The following is a 16,694-nucleotide window of genomic DNA, read 5'->3' on the forward strand; positions in this document are numbered from 1 at the left end:
ATGTCGCATCAATCCGATCTGATCAGCGAGGACATCCTCGCCTACCTGGCCCAGCACGAGCGCAAGGAACTGTTGCGCTTCCTCACCTGCGGCAACGTCGACGACGGCAAGAGCACCCTGATCGGGCGCCTGCTGCACGACTCCAAGATGATCTACGAGGACCACCTCGAGGCCATCACCCGCGACTCGAAGAAAGTCGGCACCACCGGCGACGACGTCGACCTGGCGCTGCTGGTCGACGGCCTGCAGGCCGAGCGCGAGCAGGGCATCACCATCGACGTGGCGTACCGCTACTTCAGCACCGCCAAGCGCAAGTTCATCATCGCCGACACCCCAGGCCATGAGCAGTACACCCGCAACATGGCCACCGGCGCGTCCACCTGCGACCTGGCCATCATTCTCATCGACGCCCGTTACGGCGTGCAGACCCAGACCCGCCGGCACAGCTACATCGCCTCGCTGCTGGGCATCAAGCACATCGTCGTCGCCATCAACAAGATGGACCTCAAGGGCTTCGACGAGGGCGTGTTCGAACAGATCAAGGCCGACTACCTGCAGTTCGCCGACAAGATCAACCTGAAGACCAACTCCCTGCACTTCGTGCCGATGTCGGCGCTGAAGGGCGACAACGTGGTCAACAAGTCCGAGCGCTCGCCGTGGTACACCGGCCAGTCGCTGATGGAAATCCTCGAGACCGTCGAAGTCTCCGGCGACCGCAACCTCGACGACATGCGCTTCCCGGTGCAGTACGTCAACCGTCCGAACCTGAACTTCCGCGGCTTTGCCGGCACCCTGGCGAGCGGCATCGTGCGCAAGGGCGACGAAGTCATCGCGCTGCCGTCGGGCAAGGGCAGCAAGGTCAAGTCCATCGTCACCTTCGAAGGTGAGCTGGAGCAGGCCGGCCCCGGCCAGGCCGTCACCCTGACCCTGGAAGACGAGATCGACGTCTCCCGCGGCGACATGCTGGTGCACTCGGACAACCGTCCGCAGGTCACCGACGGCTTCGACGCCATGCTGGTGTGGATGGCCGAAGAGCCGATGCTGCCGGGCAAGAAGTACGACATCAAGCGCGCCACCAGCTACGTGCCGGGCTCGATTCCGAGCATCACCCACAAGGTGGACGTGAACACCCTGGAAGAGACCGCCGCCAGCGAACTCAAGCTCAACGAGATCGCCCGCGTGAAGGTCAGCCTGGATGCGCCGATCGCGCTGGATGGCTACGGCCAGAACCGCACCACCGGCGCCTTCATCGTCATCGACCGCCTGACCAACGGCACCGTCGGCGCCGGCATGATCATCGCCGCACCGCAAGCCGGGCAGGGCGCTGCCGCGCACCACAGTGGTGGCCATGTCGCCCGTGACGAGCGCGCTGCGCGCTTCGGCCAGCAGCCGGCCACCGTGCTGTTCAGCGGCCTCTCCGGCGCCGGCAAGAGCACCCTGGCCTACGCCGTGGAGCGCAAGCTGTTCGACATGGGCCGCGCGGTCTATGTGCTGGACGGCCAGAACCTGCGCCATGACCTGAACAAGGGCCTGCCGCAGGACCGCGCTGGTCGCAACGAGAACTGGCTGCGCACCGCCCATGTGGCCAAGCAGTTCAACGAAGCCGGCCTGATCAGCCTGTGCGCCTTCGTCGCCCCGAGCGCCGAAGGCCGTGCCCAGGGCAAGGCGCTGATCGGTGCCGAGCGCTTCGTCACCGTCTACGTCCAGGCCTCCCCGCAGGTCTGCCGCGAGCGTGACCCGCAGGGCCTGTACGCGGCCGGCCAGGACAACATCCCGGGCGAGTCCTTCCCCTACGACGTGCCGCTGGATGCCGATCTGGTGATCGACACCCAGAGCCAGTCGGTGGAAGAGGGCGTCAAGGCGGTCCTCGACCTGCTGCGCCAGCGCGGCGCGATCTGATCGCCTCCGCGCTGTGAAAAAGCCCCGCCTTCGCGGGGCTTTTTCTTTCCCGGTTTTCTGCTGGCCGCCTCTGTGGCCGGGCCGTCCGGCGGATTGTTTGGCGCGGCGAAGATTCGCTGGCAGATGGCTATTGCCGTCGACCTGCACCCTGCTTAATAATGAGACTGATTATTATTTGCTGGATAGCAGGTGCGGCGGTGTCGCTATTGGGTCGTACACAACTCGCGGATCACGACATCCACCGCCTCTACGTCGATCATCACGGCTGGCTGCAAGGCTGGATTCGGCGCAAGACCGGCTGCTCGCAACGCGCTGCCGACCTCGCCCAGGACACCTTCCTGCGCGTGCTGATGACGCGCGCGAAGGGCATTGCTGTGTACCTCGACCAGCCGCGCAACTACCTGGCGACCATCGCCCGCGGCCTGGTGATCGACCACTGGCGCCGCCAGCAACTGGAGCAGGCCTGGCTGGAGTCGCTGGCGGCGCAGCCCGAGGCGGTGCATTCGTCGCCGGAGCAGCTGGCGCTGATCCTGGAAACCCTGCATCAGGTCGATGCCATGTTGCTGCGCCTGCCGCTCAAGGTGCGTCGTGCCTTCCTGCTGGCGCAGATCGACGGTTTGCCGTACCGCGAAATCGCCGGGGAGCTGGAAGTGTCCGAGCGCATGGTGAAGAAGTACCTCGCCCAGGCCTTCGTGCACTGCGCGGTGCTGGAGGCAGAGTTGGACGGGGTGCTGGTGGAATGACTCACGGCGACGGCAAGCTCAGCCATGCGAGCCTGCAGCAGGCGGCGAACTGGTACGTGCTGCTGCAGGACGAAAACCCCACCGCGCAGATGCATGCGCAATGGCGGCAATGGCTCGACCAGCACGCCGAGCACCAGGCGGCCTGGCACTACGTCGAGCGCATCGGCCAGCGTTTCGCGCCCCTGCAGGGCGAGAGGCAACTGGCAGGGCGCGTGCTCAAGGCCAGCGGCGAACGCCAGCTCTCGCGCCGCCAGGGGCTCAAGAGCCTGCTGGTGCTCAGTGGCGGCCTGCTGCTTGGCTGGGGCACCTGGCGCGGCACTCCGTTGCCGAGGCTGGTGCAGGGCTGGAGCGCCGATTACAGCACCAGCACCGCCGAGACCCGCGAAGCGATCCTGGCGGACGGCACCCACCTGTGGCTCGCAGCAGTGAGCGCGGTGGATGCCGACTTCGGTCCGGACCAGCGCCTGCTGCGCCTGCGTTTCGGCGAAGTGCTGGTGGACACCGCCAAGGACGCCGCGCAGCGCCCTTTCCTCGTCGAAACCGAGCACGGACGCCTGCGTGCGCTGGGTACGCGTTTCGCCGTCAAGCAACTGGGCGATGCCACGCGCCTCAACGTCTACGGCGGCGCGGTGGAAATCCGCACCGCCGACAGTGGTGAGCGGCTGGTGTTGCAGGCTGGCCAGCGCGCCGACTTCACCCGCCTGGGCATCGGTGAGATTGCGGCAGCGCAGACCGCCGGCGAGTCCTGGGTGCGCCACGTGCTGACTGCCGAGGACATGCCGCTGGGTCAGCTGATCGAGGAACTGGGGCGCTATCGCCACGGTCACCTGGGCTGCGATCCGGCGGTGGCGCAGCTGCCGGTGATGGGCGCCTTCCCGCTGGATGACACCGACCAGGCCCTGCGCCTGCTGGCGGCTGCGCTGCCGGTGAAGGTCCAGCGCCTGGCCTCCTGGTGGGTGAGCATCGAGGCTGCCTGACGCGTCGCGAAAATATTTTCGCCGGCGCGGTTCCCCTTTTCCTTTCTGGTTCGGTCATTCCCCAGAACAACACTTCCAACCATTGCACCGAACCAGGGAACCCCATGCATTCGCCCACTGACTCCTCGCGCCGCTTTGCCCGGCGGCCGCTGGCGCTGGCCATCTCGTTGTCGTTCTGCAGCCTCGCGGCGCTGCCGCTGATCTCACCGGCCCAGGCGGCCTCGGGCAGCGAGCAGACGCTGCGCGAATACCACATCCAGCCCGGCGCCCTGGCGGCCTCGCTGAACCAGTTCAGCAGCCAGGCGGGCATCTACCTGGTCGGCCACAACGACCTCACCGCCGGCAAGACCAGCAAGGGCCTCGACGGCCGCTACAGCGTCGAGCGCGCCCTGGCGTTGCTGCTCGACGGCACCGGTCTGCAGGCGGTGGCGCAGGAGTCCGGTGGCTATGTGCTGCAGCCGGACACGAGCGGCTCGGTGCTGCAGCTGGATTCCACGTCGATCATCGGCACTGGCGCTGCCGGCGCACTGCAGGATGACAAGGGCTACAACGCCAAGGCCAGCACCACTGCCGGCAAGACCAGCACCTCGCTGGCCGAAACGCCGCGCTCGATCTCGGTGGTGACCCGCCAGCGCATGCAGGACCAGCAGTCGCAGACGCTGACCGATGTGCTCGGCTATGTGCCGGGTATTTTCGCCCCGCCATTCGCCGCGGGCGACGGCCTGGCCGGCGACCTGTTCTACATCCGCGGCTTCAACGCCACCGACTGGGGCTACGGTCTGCTGCGCGACGGCCTGCGTGTGCAGGGCAACCGCTACGACACCACCAGCGAGCCCTACGGCCTGGAGCGCGTCGAAGTGTTCCGCGGGCCGACCTCGATCCTCTACGGCGAGAACGCCCCCGGCGGCATCGTCAACCTGGTCAGCAAGCGCCCGACCGCCGACCCGCGCGGCGAAGTGCAGATGACCTACGGCTCCCACGACCGCAAGCAGCTGGGCGTCGACGTCTCCGGCCCGCTGACCGACGAGGGCAACATCCTCGGTCGCGTGGTGGTGCTCGGCCGCGACTCCGGCACCCAGGTTGATCACCAGCCCGATGACCGCCTCTACATCGCCCCGTCGATGACCTTCAACTTCGACGACGCCACCGCGCTGACGCTGCTCTCCACCTACCAGCGCGACCGCACACTGATGGAACTGGGCTACCCGGCGGCCGGCACCCTGCTGCACAACCCCAACGGCAAGATCAGCAAGAGCACGCTTTCCGGCAACCCCGACTGGGACAAGTTCGAGCGCGAAGCCTGGACCCTGGGCTATGAGTTCAGCCACCAGTTCAACGATACCTGGCAGTTCCGCCAGAACTCGCGCTACATGCAGTCGCGCATCGACCGCCGCGAGATGTGGCCGGGCAGCCTGAACAACGGCGGCTTCGGTACCAACGTCAACAACACCGCGTACGACCGCTACAACAAGTCGATGACCTACTCGCTGGACAACCAGTTCGAGGGGCACTTCCAGTCCGGCGAGCTGGCCAACACCGTGCTGGTCGGCGCGAGCTTCGACCGCACCTCGTTCAACCAGGACTGGGACGCCGGCGCCGGTGGTTCGGTGAATGTGTTCGATCCGGTCTGGACCACCGTGCCCAGTACCCCGATCCACGTCCAGGACGCGCTGCTGGAACAGAAGATGTACGGCCTCTATGGCCAGCTGCAGAGCCGCTACGACAACTGGATCGCCCTGCTCGGCGGGCGCCTGGACGAGGTCAACAGCCAGTATCGCAACCGCGCCGGCACCACCAACGGCCTGGCCGATCTCGACTACTGGGACCACGACTTCACCTGGCAGGCCGGCCTGATGTACCAGTTCGACAATGGCCTGTCGCCCTACGTCAGCTACTCCACCGCGTTCGCCCCGACGCAGCAGACATCGAGCAAGTCCGGCACCCTCGACCCGACCACCAGCGAGCAGTACGAGATCGGCGTGAAGTACGAGCCCAAGGGCTGGAATACCAGCATGACCGCCTCGCTCTACGACCTGCGCAAGACCGACGACGTGATCTACGACAGCGTGGTGGGCGACTACCGGCAGGTCGGCGAAAGCCGCGCGAAGGGCCTGGAGCTGGAGGTCAACAGCGACGTCACCGAAAACCTCAGCCTGACTGCCTCCTACACCTACACCGACTCGCGCATCACCAAGGACGCCCCTGGCTCGCTGCTGGAGGACCACCAGATGACCGGCGTGCCGCGCAACCAGGCCTCGGCCTGGGGCACCTACCGCTTCCTCGACGGCTACCTCAAGGGCCTGCGCGTGGGCGGCGGCGTGCGTCACTTCGACAGCACCTTCGCCTACACCCCGGCCTCGCTCTACGGCAAGCTGGATACCGGCGACGTGACTCTGGTGGATGCCCTGGTCGGCTACCAGCTCGACGAGCACTGGTCGGCGGAGGTGAACGCGAAGAACCTGTTCGACAAGGAATACGTCGCCGGCTGCAACAACGCCGGTCGCTGCTACTGGGGCGAGGAGCGGACCCTGCTGGGGAGCGTGACTTTCCGCTGGTGACCGCAGGTCCCGCCCTGGCGCAGAAGGGGCGGAACCTTGTAGGAGCGAGCTTGCTCGCGAACCGCCTGATGCCCGGTCCGCGGGCCGGGTTCGCGAGCAAGCTCGCTCCTACATAAAGCAATCCCCCAGACACAAAAGAGCCCCGCCTGAGCGGGGCTTTTTCTTTGGTGTCATTCGCCCATTCCCACATGTACCGACGGAGTGTCTGCTTGCGTAGGAGCGGACCTTGTCCGCGAAATCCGTCCATCCCACTCGAGGATGTCCGGCTATGTCCCATCCTGCTTTCCCCGATGCACCGGGCCACCATTCGCTGCGCAAAGGGCGCTCTTCGGAGCCCGGCCGAATCTATCTGATCAGCGCAACCACCCATGGCCGAACTCCGGTATTCCTCGACTTTCGCTCGGCCTGCATTGCATCGGCGGCCTTTGTCCGTCCTGTCGTGTTAGGGCACAACAGACTGCTCGCCTGGGTACTGATGCCCGATCATGTTCACTGGTTGCTGCAACTGGGAGATGGCGAGCAGTTGGCTGGATCGGTTGGACGTATGAAGGCAGTCAGTGCGCGAGAGGTCGCTCGACAGGCTGAACGGCAAGGCAGGGTGTGGGCGCCTGCGTTTCATGACCGGGCGATGCGTAGAGAGGATGACTTGGTGGCCGTTGCACGCTACATCGTGGCCAATCCCTTGCGGGCGGGCCTTGTCAGGACGCTCAGGGAGTATCCCTTCTGGGATGCAGTCTGGCTGTGAGATTTCGCGGACAAGGTCCGCTCCTACGCGGGGCGGTGGCGTCACCATGAAAAAGCCCCGCCGAAGCGGGGCTTTCTCGTTGCAGCCAGGGCTCAGTACTTGCCTTTCAGACCGTAGGTCTCGTCCAGCGTACCGGGGCCGTCGGTGGTCTTGGGGGCGTAGTCGCGCGGCGCTTCGTTGTTCGCCGGCGGGGTCAGGCGCTCGCGGCGCTCCGGGTATTCGTCGGCGTGCAGGGCGGCCAGCAGGCGCTGTTTGGTCTGCTCGTCCAGGGCCAGACGCTCGGCGCCCTCGGAGAGGTGCTCCTGGACGTCCTGGTAGCTCTGGGTGAGCTTCTTCATCAGGTTGGCGGAGGTGGTGAAGTGGGTCACCACTTCGCGCTGGTAGCTATCGAATCGATCCTGCATGTCGTCCACCTGACGCTGCAGCTTGTTCGGCGCGGCGTTGGGCAGCAGGCGGGCGATCAGGAAGCCGATGCCGACCCCGACGATCAGGGCGAGTAGCGGCAGCAACCAGGTGGTGAGGGACTGTTCCACGCGAATCCTTCCTCTATAGACGGCTTTGCTTTACGTTAGCGGCTTGCACCTGTGCTTGTATACCGTGGCGAATGCTTCGCCGCCTGCGCAGGTATTGAGCTAGACGAGACGACCCGCCACGGGGTCACGGAGCTGTTGTTTGACCACCCGCGAAATCCCCCTGTTCCTTGATGGCCCTGAAGGCCAGCTGGAAGCCCTGCACCTCGCCACGCCCGACGCCAGGGGCGTCGCGCTGATCTGCCATCCGCATCCGCTGTTCGCCGGCACCATGCAGAACAAGGTGGTCGCCACCCTGCAACGTGCCGCACGGGATGCAGGATACGCCACCCTGCGTTTCAATTTTCGTGGCGTAGGTCAGAGCGCCGGCAGTTATGCTGAAGGCCGCGGTGAGATCGACGACGTGCTGGCCGCCGCGCACTGGCTCGCCGAGCAGCATCCGGGCCTGCCGCTGACGCTGATGGGCTTCTCCTTCGGCTCCTGCGTGGCCGGCAATGCCGCCGAGCGCCTGGAAGAGCAGGGCGCGGACCTCGCGCAACTATTCATGCTGGCGCCGCCGGTGGAGCGTTTTGACGTCGACCTGCCCGAGCGCTGCCCGCTCACGGTGATCCAGCCGGAGGCCGACGAAGTGGTCACGCCCGAGCGCGTGTATGCCTGGAGCGCCGAGCTCACCAAGCCGCACGAATTGATCCGTATCCCCGACTGTAGCCATTTCTTCCACGGCAAGCTGATCGAGCTCAAGGACCTGATACAGGCCCGGCTCGCCTAGGTCTGCCAGCCGAGTTACCATCCGGCCCGCCATTTCATTTGTGTTGATTCCTGGATTCCCATGACGACCCGTATCCTGACCGGCATCACCACCACCGGTACTCCGCACCTGGGCAACTACGCCGGCGCCATTCGCCCGGCCATCGTTGCCAGCCGCGATCCGCAGAGCGATTCCTTCTACTTCCTGGCCGACTATCACGCGCTGATCAAGTGCGATGACCCGGCGCGCATCCAGCGTTCGCGCCTGGAAATCGCCGCCACCTGGCTGGCCTGCGGCCTGGATGCGGACAAGGCGACCTTCTATCGCCAGTCCGATATTCCCGAAATCCCCGAACTGACCTGGCTGCTGACCTGCGTCAGCGCCAAGGGCCTGCTCAACCGCGCCCACGCCTACAAGGCCTCGGTGGACAAGAACGTCGAGGCCGGCGAAGACCCGGACGCTGGCGTCACCATGGGCCTGTACAGCTACCCAGTGCTGATGGCCGCGGACATCCTGATGTTCAACGCGCACAAGGTGCCGGTCGGCCGCGACCAGATCCAGCACGTGGAAATGGCCCGTGACATCGGCCAACGCTTCAACCACCTGTTCGGCAACGGCAAGGAACTGTTCACCCTGCCCGAGGTGGTGATCGAGGAAGACGTGGCGACCCTGCCGGGCCTGGACGGTCGCAAGATGTCCAAGAGCTACGACAACACCATCCCGCTGTTCGGCAGCGCCAAGCAGCTCAAGGACGCCGTGGCGCGCATCGTCACCGACTCCCGCGCGCCGGGCGAGCCGAAGGACCCGGACAACTCGCACCTGTTCACCCTCTACCAGGCCTTCTCCACCCACGAGCAACAGGCTGCATTCCGCGCCGAGCTGGTTGGCGGCCTGGCCTGGGGCGAAGCCAAGCAGCGCCTGTTCGAACTGCTCGACAACGAGCTGGGCGAAGCCCGCGAGCGCTACCACGCACTGATCACCCGCCCGGCCGACCTGGAGGACATCCTCCTGGCCGGTGCCGCCAAGGCCCGTCGCATCGCCACGCCGTTCCTCGGCGAGCTGCGCGAGTCGGTCGGCCTGCGCTCGTTCCGCGAGCAGGTTCAGGTGGCGACCGAAGGCAAGAAGAAGGCCGCCAAGGCCGCGCGTTTCGTCAGCTTCCGCGAGGACGAAGGCTTCCGCTTCCGTCTGCTGGATGCCGCTGGCGAGCAGCTGCTGCTGTCCATCGCCTTCGCTGATGGCAAGGCCGCGGGCCAGGTGACCAAGCGCCTGCAGGCCGAAGAACTGGACCTGCATGCCGAGCCGAACGCCTTCAGCGTGCGCCTGGATGGCCAAGCCGTGGCCTACAGCCCGGAGTTCGCCACCGACGCGGAACGCGACGCCGCCATGCAGCGTCTGCGCGAGGCTCTCGCTCCGCAGGAGTGAGGGTCGGCAGGCCGGTCCGACTACCGGCCAATTGCCAAGCAACGGGGGCGCCGCTAAAGTGTGCGCCCCCGTTTTCGTTGCCTTGCTACCGATCATGACGCCTCTTCAGCGCTACCAGGAAGACCTCAAACGCCCCGATTTCTTCCACGACGCCGCGCAAGCGAACGCCGTGAAGCACCTGCAACGCCTCTACGACGACCTGGTCGCCGCCGACAAGGGCAAGACCGGCCTGTTCGGCAAGCTGCTCGGCAAGAAGTCCCAGGAGCCGGTAAAGGGCCTGTACTTCTGGGGCGGCGTCGGCCGCGGCAAAACCTACCTGGTGGATACCTTCTTCGAAGCGCTGCCCTTCAAGCAGAAGATGCGCACGCACTTCCACCGCTTCATGAAGCGCGTCCACGAGGAAATGAAGACCCTCAAGGGCGAGAAGAACCCGCTGACCATCATCGGCAAGCGCTTCGCCGACGAGGCCCGGGTGATCTGCTTCGACGAATTCTTCGTCTCCGACATCACCGACGCGATGATCCTCGCGACCCTGCTGGAAGAGCTGTTCAAGAACGGCGTCAGCCTGGTGGCGACCTCCAACATCGTGCCGGACGGCCTGTACAAGGACGGCCTGCAGCGCGCGCGCTTCCTGCCGGCCATTGCGCTGGTCAAGAAGTACACCGAAGTGGTCAACGTCGACAGCGGCGTGGACTACCGCCTGCGCGCCCTGGAACAGGCCGAGCTGTACCACTGGCCGCTGTCCGAGCAGGCCGAACAGGCCATGACTCGCGACTTCAAGGCGCTCACCCCGGACTGCGCCGCGGCTACCCGCGATGACGCGCTGATGATCGAGAACCGCGAGATCCGCGCGCGCATCACCTGCGATGACGTGGCCTGGTTCGAGTTCCGCGATCTGTGCGACGGCCCGCGCAGCCAGAACGACTACATCGAGCTGGCGAAGATCTTCCACGCCATCCTGATCTCCAACGTCGAGCAGATGGGCGTGGCCAAGGACGACATGGCGCGCCGCTTCATCAACCTGGTGGACGAGTTCTACGACCGCAACGTCAAGCTGATCCTCTCCGCCGAGGTCGAGCTCAAGGACCTGTACACCGGTGGCCGCCTGGAGTTCGAATTCCAGCGCACCCTGAGCCGCCTGCTGGAAATGCAGTCCCACGAATACCTGAGCCGCCCGCACCGTCCCTGATGGTCCGGTGAATGAAAAAGGCTGCCCTTGGGCAGCCTTTTTCGTTTCCGGCTCTTCGTAGGAGCGAGCTTGCTCGCGAACATTTCACCGGCAGCTCCGGTACTGGGCGGTTCGCGAGCAAGCTCGCTCCTACAAGAAGGCCATTCGGTGCGGCCTTGGCGGTCAGCGCTGCGCCGTCTCCTGCTGCGCCTTCTTCAGCAATTGCTGGGCGTGGGCGACTTCCAGCGCCTCCATGGCATTGATCGGCTTGATCGCCACGGCCTTCTTCAGCTGTTCCAGCGCCTTCTGCTCCTCGTCCTCGCCGTACACGTAGCCCAGCGCGTTGGCGTACTCGTAGTGGCCGATAGGCAGGTCGTCGGAGGCGCGGAAGGAGCGGGCGAAGTACTGCTCCATCTTGTCCGCGCTGACCCCGTAGGTCATCTTGCCCACCAGTTTGCCGACCTTGCGGATCACGCCGGCCTCATAGCCGCCGTACAGCGCCAGGGCGAACGGCTGGTTCGGCTGCTTGGCCAGCAGCGCGTCCAGCTCCTTGGGGATCTCGCTGGTGTAGCCGCGCTTGAGCACCACCGGCACCGGCAGGTCTTCGGCCAGGCGTGCCTTGGCGTAGGCGCGGCCGAACTGGGCGATGGGGTCGGCGTTGAGCAGCGGGCCGGCCTCATCGGTGTAGCTGATGACTTCCTCCAGCAGGCGCTGCTTCTCGTCCTGGTTCGGCGCGAGAAACATCGCGTAGAGCACCTGGGCGAACATGCCCGGCACCTGCCCGCCGACGCCCAGCGCCAGGCCGTCTTTCTTGGCCTGGGCGAAGTCGCCACGGAATACCTTGCGCCATACGTCCTGCAGCTTCTCGGCGTAGACCTGCGCCTCTTCCGGCTTGCCGCTGAAGCCGGTGCCGGCGGCAACGGTCTTCTCCAGGGCTTCGGGGTGCTGCGTGGCCATGCTCACCACCCAGTCCGCATCCGGGAAGGGGTAGTTGGCGCCGAAGCCGCGGGTCAGTCGTGGCCAGGCTTCGCGCAGCTTGTCGCCGCTGTAGTCGAAGGCGCTCTGGTCGTAGGGGAAGGGTTTCCAGGTGTCGTCCGCCACAGCGTTCAGGCTGAAGACGGCCAGCAGGGCAAGCAGAAAGCGGCGCATGGCGATATCCCGTTGGGTTCTTGTTGTCGATTGCTGCCCCTGATCATAGGGCGGCCCCCGAGTCCGTGAACCCATCCTAGGGATGGCCTGTTTCAGGCTTCCTTCTGTTCGTACTGGCGCCGGTAATGATTCGGTGACAGCCCGGTGTGCTGTCTGAACAGGCGCGCGAAGAAGCTGGCGTCGTCGTAGCCGACTTCGTAGCTGATGGTCTTGATGCTCTTGCGGCTGGTGGACAGCAAGTTGCGTGCGGTCTCGATACGCAGGCGCTGCAGGTAGTGCAGCGGCTTGTCGCCGGTGGCTGCCTGGAAGCGCCGCATGAAGTTGCGGATGCTCATGCCGTGCTCGCGGGCCACGTCCTCGAAGCGGAACTTGTCGGAGAAGTGCTCCTCCAGCCAGTGCTGGATCTGCAGGATCGCCGGGTCGTGGTGCAGTTTCTGTCCACCGAAGCCCAGGCGTCCCGGCGTATAGCTGCGTTGCACCTCGTAGAGGATGTCGCGGGCGACGCCCTGGGCCACGGCGGCGCCGCAGAAGTGCTCGATCAGGTAGATGTACAGGTCGCGCACCGAGGTCAGGCCGCTGGCGCTGTAGATGTTGTCGGCGTCGGCGATGTGCTTGTCCTGGTTGAGCAGCACCTTCGGGTAGCGCTCGGCGAACTCGCGGTAGAAGCGCCAGTAGGTGGTCGCCTCCTTGCCGTCCAGCAGGCCGGCCTCGGCCAGCCAGAACACCCCGGAGACTTCGCCGCACAGCACGCTGCCGGCGGCGTGGCGCTCGCGCAACCAGGGCAGGACTTCTGGATGGCGGCTCAGCAGGTCGTCGAAGTCGCCCCAGAAGGCCGGGAGGATGATCAGTTCCGGTTCGTCCAGCGGGCCCTGTGCTGCGAGCATGTCGCCGCTGAAACTGAGCACGGGCTGGCCGTCGGGGCTGATGATGCGGGTCTCGAAGCTGGGCTGCAGGCCGAGGCCCTGCTGGCGGCCATGGCGCAGGGCGGCCATGTGGAAGAAGTCCTTGGCCTGCATCAGGGTGGAGCCAAAGACGCCATGGGTGGCGAGAATGCTGACACGGCGCAGCACGCGGGAAGCTGGGTTGGGCATCGGTTCTTGTACTTCTTATGGATGTCTTTGCATGACGCTAAAGCGGTCATGATGCGGCTGGATCGTCTTATTTTTTGGCGAAAGTGTCCAGTGCAGAGCGGTTCGCGCTTGGCCTACAGTCGGCCTTCCAATAATTCCTACAACCGATCCGCAGGTGCACCGCATGATTCCGAGAACCCTGTTCAGTTCCGACCACGAGCTGTTCCGCGACAGCGTCCGCAAGTTCCTCGAACAGGAGGCGGTGCCCTTCCACGCCCAGTGGGAAAAGGACGGTCACATCGACCGCCAGCTGTGGAACAAGGCCGGCGAGGCGGGGATGCTCTGCTCGCACCTGCCTGAAGCCTACGGCGGCATGGCGGCGGACTTTCTCTACAGCGCCGTGGTGATCGAGGAGATCGGCCGCCTGGGCCTGACCGGCATCGGCTTCTCGCTGCACTCGGACATCGTCGCGCCGTACATCCTTCACTACGGCAGTGAAGAGCTGAAGCAGCGCTACCTGCCGAAACTGGTGTCCGGCGAGATGGTCTCGGCCATCGCCATGACCGAGCCGGGCGCCGGCTCCGACCTGCAGGGCGTGAAGACCACTGCCGTGCTGGATGGTGACGAGTACGTGATCAACGGCTCGAAGACCTTCATCACCAACGGCTGGCTGGCCGACCTGGTGATCGTGGTGGCCAAGACCGACCCCAAGGCCGGCGCCAAGGGCACCAGCCTGTTCCTCGTGGAGGCCGGCACGCCGGGCTTCAGCAAGGGCAAGCGCCTGGAGAAGGTCGGCATGAAGGCCCAGGACACCTCCGAGCTGTTCTTCCAGGATGTGCGCATCCCCAAGGAAAACCTGCTGGGCAAGGACGGGCAGGGCTTCATCTACCTGATGCAGGAGCTGCCCCAGGAGCGCCTGACCGTGGCCCTCGGCGCGCTGGCCTCGGCCGAGGCGGCGCTGAAGTGGACACTGGATTACACCCGCGAGCGCAAGGCCTTTGGCAAGTCCGTCGCGGACTTCCAGAACACCCGCTTCAAGCTCGCCGAAATCGCCACCGAGGTCCAGGTCGGCCGGGTCTTCGTCGACCGCTGCCTGGAGCAGCACCTGGAAGGCAAGCTGGACGTGCCCACCGCGGCGATGGCCAAGTACTGGACCACCGACCTGCAGTGCAAGGTGCTCGATGAATGCGTGCAGCTGCACGGTGGCTACGGCTACATGTGGGAATACCCGATTGCCCGTGCCTGGGCCGATGCGCGGGTGCAGCGTATCTACGCCGGTACCAACGAGATCATGAAGGAGATCATCGCTCGCGCGCTGTAATCGGCGGCTTCCTGTAGGAGCGAGCTTGCTCGCGAACATTTTCCTGGCGACCAGGGTGTCAGGCGGTTCGCGAGCAAGCTCGCTCCTACGAAAGGCTCAAGGCGCCGGGTTCGGCTGGTCCTTGTGGATCGCCTCGATGCCGGCCAGCACCTCGTCGGAGAGCTTCAGTTCGAAGCTGCCAAGGTTGACTTCCAGCTGTTCCAGGCTGGTGGCGCCGATGATGTTGCTGGTCACGAACGGCCGGCTGGTGACGAAGGCCAGGGCCATCTGCGCCGGGTCGAGGCCGTGCTCGCGGGCCAGACTCACGTAGCGGTCGCAGGCGCTGGCGGTCTGCGGGTTGGTGTAGCGGGTGAAGCGGCTGAACAGGGTGATCCGCGCATTGGCCGGGCGGGCGCCGCCGAAGTACTTGCCCGAGAGCATGCCGAAGGCCAGGGGCGAGTAGGCCAGCAGGCCGATCTGCTCGCGAATGGCGATTTCCGCCAGGCCCACCTCGAAGCTGCGGTTGAGCAGGTTGTAGGGGTTCTGGATCGACACGGCGCGCGGCCAGCCACGCTCCTGGGCGATCTGCAGGAAACGCATGGTGCCCCACGGCGTCTCGTTGGACAGGCCGATGTGGCGGATCTTGCCGGCGCGAACCTGCTCGTCGAGGGCTTCCAGGGTGTCTTCCAGCGCCGTGAAGCTCTCTTCCTTGTGCTGGTAGCCCAGCTGGCCGAAGAAGTTGGTGCTGCGCTCCGGCCAGTGCAGCTGGTAGAGATCGATCCAGTCGGTCTGCAGGCGCTTCAGGCTGGCATCCAGCGCCGCGACGATGTTCTTGCGGTCGAGCTTCGGCTGGCCGTCACGAATATGGCTGATCGAGTTGCCGGGGCCGGCGATCTTGCTGGCGAGCACCCAGTCAGCGCGGTCACCGCGCTGGGCGAACCAGTTGCCGATGATCTGCTCGGTGCGGGTGTAGGTTTCCGCGCGCGGTGGAACCGGGTACATCTCGGCGGTATCGATGAAATTCAGACCGGCGGCCTTGGCCCTCTCGATCTGCGCGAAGGCTTCGCTTTCGCTGTTCTGCTCGCCCCAGGTCATGGTTCCCAGGCAGAGGGCGCTGACTTTCAGTTCGGTGCGGCCAAGCGGGCGGTACTCCATGCAGCTCTCCTCATGAAAACAAGTGCGTAAGACGGTTGAAAATTCTGCCGGAATCTGCATAATTCCGCAGCCTTTCATCGGTGGGGGATGCCAAAGCCTGCCGATCGATACATCTAGTCGTTACGGACGCACACCGACCCGAGCCCCAATTCGTGTCTGTCTTCGGCTGTCCTTGACTTGTCAAGGCAACCACTGTCCAGTAAGATTCGCCGTCTTATTTTCAGACGGCCCCTGAGGCTATAACGAATGAAAACTTATACCGCGAAACCAGAAACTGTTAAGCGCGACTGGTTCGTCGTCGACGCTGCTGGCCTGACCCTGGGTCGTCTGGCTACCGAAATTGCTACCCGCCTGCGCGGCAAGCACAAGCCGGAATACACCCCGCACGTTGACACCGGCGACTACATCGTCGTAATCAACGCCGAGCAGGTTCGTGTCACTGGCGCCAAAGCTACCGACAAGATGTACTACCATCACTCGGGCTTCCCGGGCGGTATCAAGTCGATCAACTTCGAGAAGCTGATCGCCAAGGCTCCTGAGCGCGTCATCGAGACTGCCGTCAAAGGCATGCTGCCGAAGAACCCGCTGGGCCGCGACATGTACCGCAAGCTGAAAGTGTACAAGGGTGCCAACCACCCGCACACCGCTCAGCAGCCTCAAGAACTGAAGATTTAACGGGATAGCTCATCATGTCGGCGACTCAAAATTACGGCACTGGCCGTCGTAAGACCGCTACCGCTCGCGTCTTCCTGCGTCCGGGTACTGGCAAAATCTCCATCAACAACCGCTCCATCGAGCAGTTCTTCGGTCGTGAGACCGCTCGCATGGTTGTCCGTCAGCCGCTCGAGCTGACCGAGAACACCGAGAAGTTCGATATCTACGTCACCGTCGTTGGCGGTGGTGTAAGCGGCCAGGCCGGTGCGATCCGTCACGGTATCACCCGCGCCCTGATCGAGTACGACGAGACCCTGCGCAGCTCGCTGCGTAAAGCCGGCTACGTCACTCGCGATGCTCGCGAAGTTGAACGTAAGAAAGTCGGTCTGCGCAAAGCGCGTAAGCGTCCGCAGTACTCCAAGCGTTAATACGACGCTTCGAAAAAAAAACGCCCAGTTCCTTTGGACTGGGCGTTTTTTTATGTCTTCAATAAGTTCGTGCGGCAAGGTGTCGCATCCGCGCAAGCCGCGCGGCGCAAGGGTTCCAGGGGTTGCGTAACAGGCTATTACCTTGTCA

At 64.8% G+C, this 16,694-nt stretch carries 15 protein-coding genes; 11 read left to right on the plus strand and 4 right to left on the minus strand.

Annotation, left to right across the window (positions count from 1 at the left end; all coding sequences use genetic code 11):
- The 5 genes from cysN (at position 1) to QO207_RS15080 (ending at position 6,922) form a co-directional block, all read left to right on the plus strand.
- Positions 1 to 1,899, plus strand: a complete 1,899-nt coding sequence (gene cysN / locus QO207_RS15060; protein WP_301533183.1) for a sulfate adenylyltransferase subunit CysN — start codon at positions 1 to 3, stop codon at positions 1,897 to 1,899.
- Between the two features lie 206 nt (positions 1,900 to 2,105).
- Positions 2,106 to 2,642 (plus strand): sigma-70 family RNA polymerase sigma factor, encoded by a 537-nt coding sequence (locus QO207_RS15065; RefSeq protein ID WP_301533184.1) that lies wholly within the window; start codon positions 2,106 to 2,108, stop codon positions 2,640 to 2,642.
- Positions 2,639 to 3,619 (plus strand): FecR domain-containing protein, encoded by a 981-nt coding sequence (locus tag QO207_RS15070; protein WP_301533185.1) that lies wholly within the window; start codon positions 2,639 to 2,641, stop codon positions 3,617 to 3,619. Before QO207_RS15065 ends, QO207_RS15070 begins: the two co-directional genes overlap by 4 nt.
- A gap of 104 nt (positions 3,620 to 3,723) precedes the next feature.
- Positions 3,724 to 6,177, plus strand: a complete 2,454-nt coding sequence (locus tag QO207_RS15075) for a TonB-dependent siderophore receptor (RefSeq protein WP_301533186.1) — start codon at positions 3,724 to 3,726, stop codon at positions 6,175 to 6,177.
- 268 nt (positions 6,178 to 6,445) lie between these two features.
- Positions 6,446 to 6,922 (plus strand): transposase, encoded by a 477-nt coding sequence (locus QO207_RS15080; protein WP_301533187.1) that lies wholly within the window; start codon positions 6,446 to 6,448, stop codon positions 6,920 to 6,922.
- A 92-nt stretch (positions 6,923 to 7,014) separates the two neighbouring features.
- Here QO207_RS15080 and QO207_RS15085 read toward each other — a convergent pair whose 3' ends face one another.
- Positions 7,015 to 7,455 carry a YhcB family protein gene (locus QO207_RS15085; RefSeq protein ID WP_301533188.1) on the minus strand — a complete coding sequence of 147 codons (441 nt, stop codon included), beginning with the start codon at positions 7,453 to 7,455 and terminating at the stop codon, positions 7,015 to 7,017.
- Between the two features lie 139 nt (positions 7,456 to 7,594).
- Here QO207_RS15085 and QO207_RS15090 point away from each other — a divergent pair, with 139 nt between their 5' ends.
- The 3 genes from QO207_RS15090 (at position 7,595) to zapE (ending at position 10,811) form a co-directional block, all read left to right on the plus strand.
- Positions 7,595 to 8,221, plus strand: a complete 627-nt coding sequence (locus QO207_RS15090) for an alpha/beta hydrolase (RefSeq protein WP_301533189.1) — start codon at positions 7,595 to 7,597, stop codon at positions 8,219 to 8,221.
- Between the two features lie 60 nt (positions 8,222 to 8,281).
- On the plus strand, positions 8,282 to 9,622 hold the full coding sequence (locus QO207_RS15095) for a tryptophan--tRNA ligase (RefSeq protein WP_301533190.1): 1,341 nt from the start codon (positions 8,282 to 8,284) through the stop codon (positions 9,620 to 9,622).
- A gap of 94 nt (positions 9,623 to 9,716) precedes the next feature.
- Entirely contained in the window at positions 9,717 to 10,811 is a 1,095-nt protein-coding gene (gene zapE / locus QO207_RS15100) for a cell division protein ZapE (protein WP_301533191.1), read from the plus strand.
- Between the two features lie 162 nt (positions 10,812 to 10,973).
- On the opposite strand, the gene QO207_RS15105 is transcribed toward zapE, so the two are convergent.
- Together QO207_RS15105 and QO207_RS15110 are read right to left on the minus strand one after the other, a co-directional pair.
- The gene (locus QO207_RS15105) at positions 10,974 to 11,939 is read right to left on the minus strand and encodes a hypothetical protein (RefSeq protein WP_301533192.1); all 966 of its coding nucleotides are present in this window, start codon (positions 11,937 to 11,939) and stop codon (positions 10,974 to 10,976) included.
- A 92-nt stretch (positions 11,940 to 12,031) separates the two neighbouring features.
- Positions 12,032 to 12,931: a GlxA family transcriptional regulator gene (locus QO207_RS15110; protein ID WP_301533244.1), complete on the minus strand. Its 900-nt coding sequence runs from the start codon at positions 12,929 to 12,931 to the stop codon at positions 12,032 to 12,034.
- A gap of 253 nt (positions 12,932 to 13,184) precedes the next feature.
- Here QO207_RS15110 and QO207_RS15115 point away from each other — a divergent pair, with 253 nt between their 5' ends.
- Positions 13,185 to 14,330, plus strand: coding sequence for an acyl-CoA dehydrogenase family protein (locus QO207_RS15115; RefSeq protein ID WP_301533193.1), 1,146 nt, complete (start codon positions 13,185 to 13,187; stop codon positions 14,328 to 14,330).
- Positions 14,331 to 14,426: 96 nt separating this feature from the next.
- On the opposite strand, the gene QO207_RS15120 is transcribed toward QO207_RS15115, so the two are convergent.
- The gene (locus QO207_RS15120) at positions 14,427 to 15,464 is read right to left on the minus strand and encodes an NADP(H)-dependent aldo-keto reductase (protein WP_301533194.1); all 1,038 of its coding nucleotides are present in this window, start codon (positions 15,462 to 15,464) and stop codon (positions 14,427 to 14,429) included.
- Between the two features lie 246 nt (positions 15,465 to 15,710).
- Here QO207_RS15120 and rplM point away from each other — a divergent pair, with 246 nt between their 5' ends.
- Together rplM and rpsI are read left to right on the plus strand one after the other, a co-directional pair.
- Positions 15,711 to 16,139 carry a 50S ribosomal protein L13 gene (rplM, locus tag QO207_RS15125; RefSeq protein ID WP_015475857.1) on the plus strand — a complete coding sequence of 143 codons (429 nt, stop codon included), beginning with the start codon at positions 15,711 to 15,713 and terminating at the stop codon, positions 16,137 to 16,139.
- 14 nt (positions 16,140 to 16,153) lie between these two features.
- Positions 16,154 to 16,546 carry a 30S ribosomal protein S9 gene (gene rpsI / locus QO207_RS15130; protein ID WP_015475858.1) on the plus strand — a complete coding sequence of 131 codons (393 nt, stop codon included), beginning with the start codon at positions 16,154 to 16,156 and terminating at the stop codon, positions 16,544 to 16,546.
- Positions 16,547 to 16,694: the final 148 nt, after the last annotated feature.

Source organism: Pseudomonas sp. CAN1 (assembly GCF_030462585.1).
In the GTDB taxonomy this organism is placed as follows: Bacteria; Pseudomonadota; Gammaproteobacteria; order Pseudomonadales; family Pseudomonadaceae; genus Pseudomonas.

Bases quoted from the DNA above. Each gene is read 5' to 3' on its own strand.
- cysN (WP_301533183.1), top strand. From the start codon at position 1: ATGTCGCATCAATCCGATCTGATCAGCGAGGACATCCTCGCCTACCTG.
- QO207_RS15070 (WP_301533185.1), top strand. From the start codon at position 2,639: ATGACTCACGGCGACGGCAAGCTCAGCCATGCGAGCCTGCAGCAGGCG.
- QO207_RS15075 (WP_301533186.1), top strand. From the start codon at position 3,724: ATGCATTCGCCCACTGACTCCTCGCGCCGCTTTGCCCGGCGGCCGCTG.
- QO207_RS15080 (WP_301533187.1), top strand. From the start codon at position 6,446: ATGTCCCATCCTGCTTTCCCCGATGCACCGGGCCACCATTCGCTGCGC.
- QO207_RS15095 (WP_301533190.1), top strand. From the start codon at position 8,282: ATGACGACCCGTATCCTGACCGGCATCACCACCACCGGTACTCCGCAC.
- zapE (WP_301533191.1), top strand. From the start codon at position 9,717: ATGACGCCTCTTCAGCGCTACCAGGAAGACCTCAAACGCCCCGATTTC.
- QO207_RS15105 (WP_301533192.1), bottom strand. From the start codon at position 11,939: ATGCGCCGCTTTCTGCTTGCCCTGCTGGCCGTCTTCAGCCTGAACGCT.
- QO207_RS15110 (WP_301533244.1), bottom strand. From the start codon at position 12,931: ATGGCCGCCCTGCGCCATGGCCGCCAGCAGGGCCTCGGCCTGCAGCCC.
- QO207_RS15120 (WP_301533194.1), bottom strand. From the start codon at position 15,464: ATGGAGTACCGCCCGCTTGGCCGCACCGAACTGAAAGTCAGCGCCCTC.
- rplM (WP_015475857.1), top strand. From the start codon at position 15,711: ATGAAAACTTATACCGCGAAACCAGAAACTGTTAAGCGCGACTGGTTC.
- rpsI (WP_015475858.1), top strand. From the start codon at position 16,154: ATGTCGGCGACTCAAAATTACGGCACTGGCCGTCGTAAGACCGCTACC.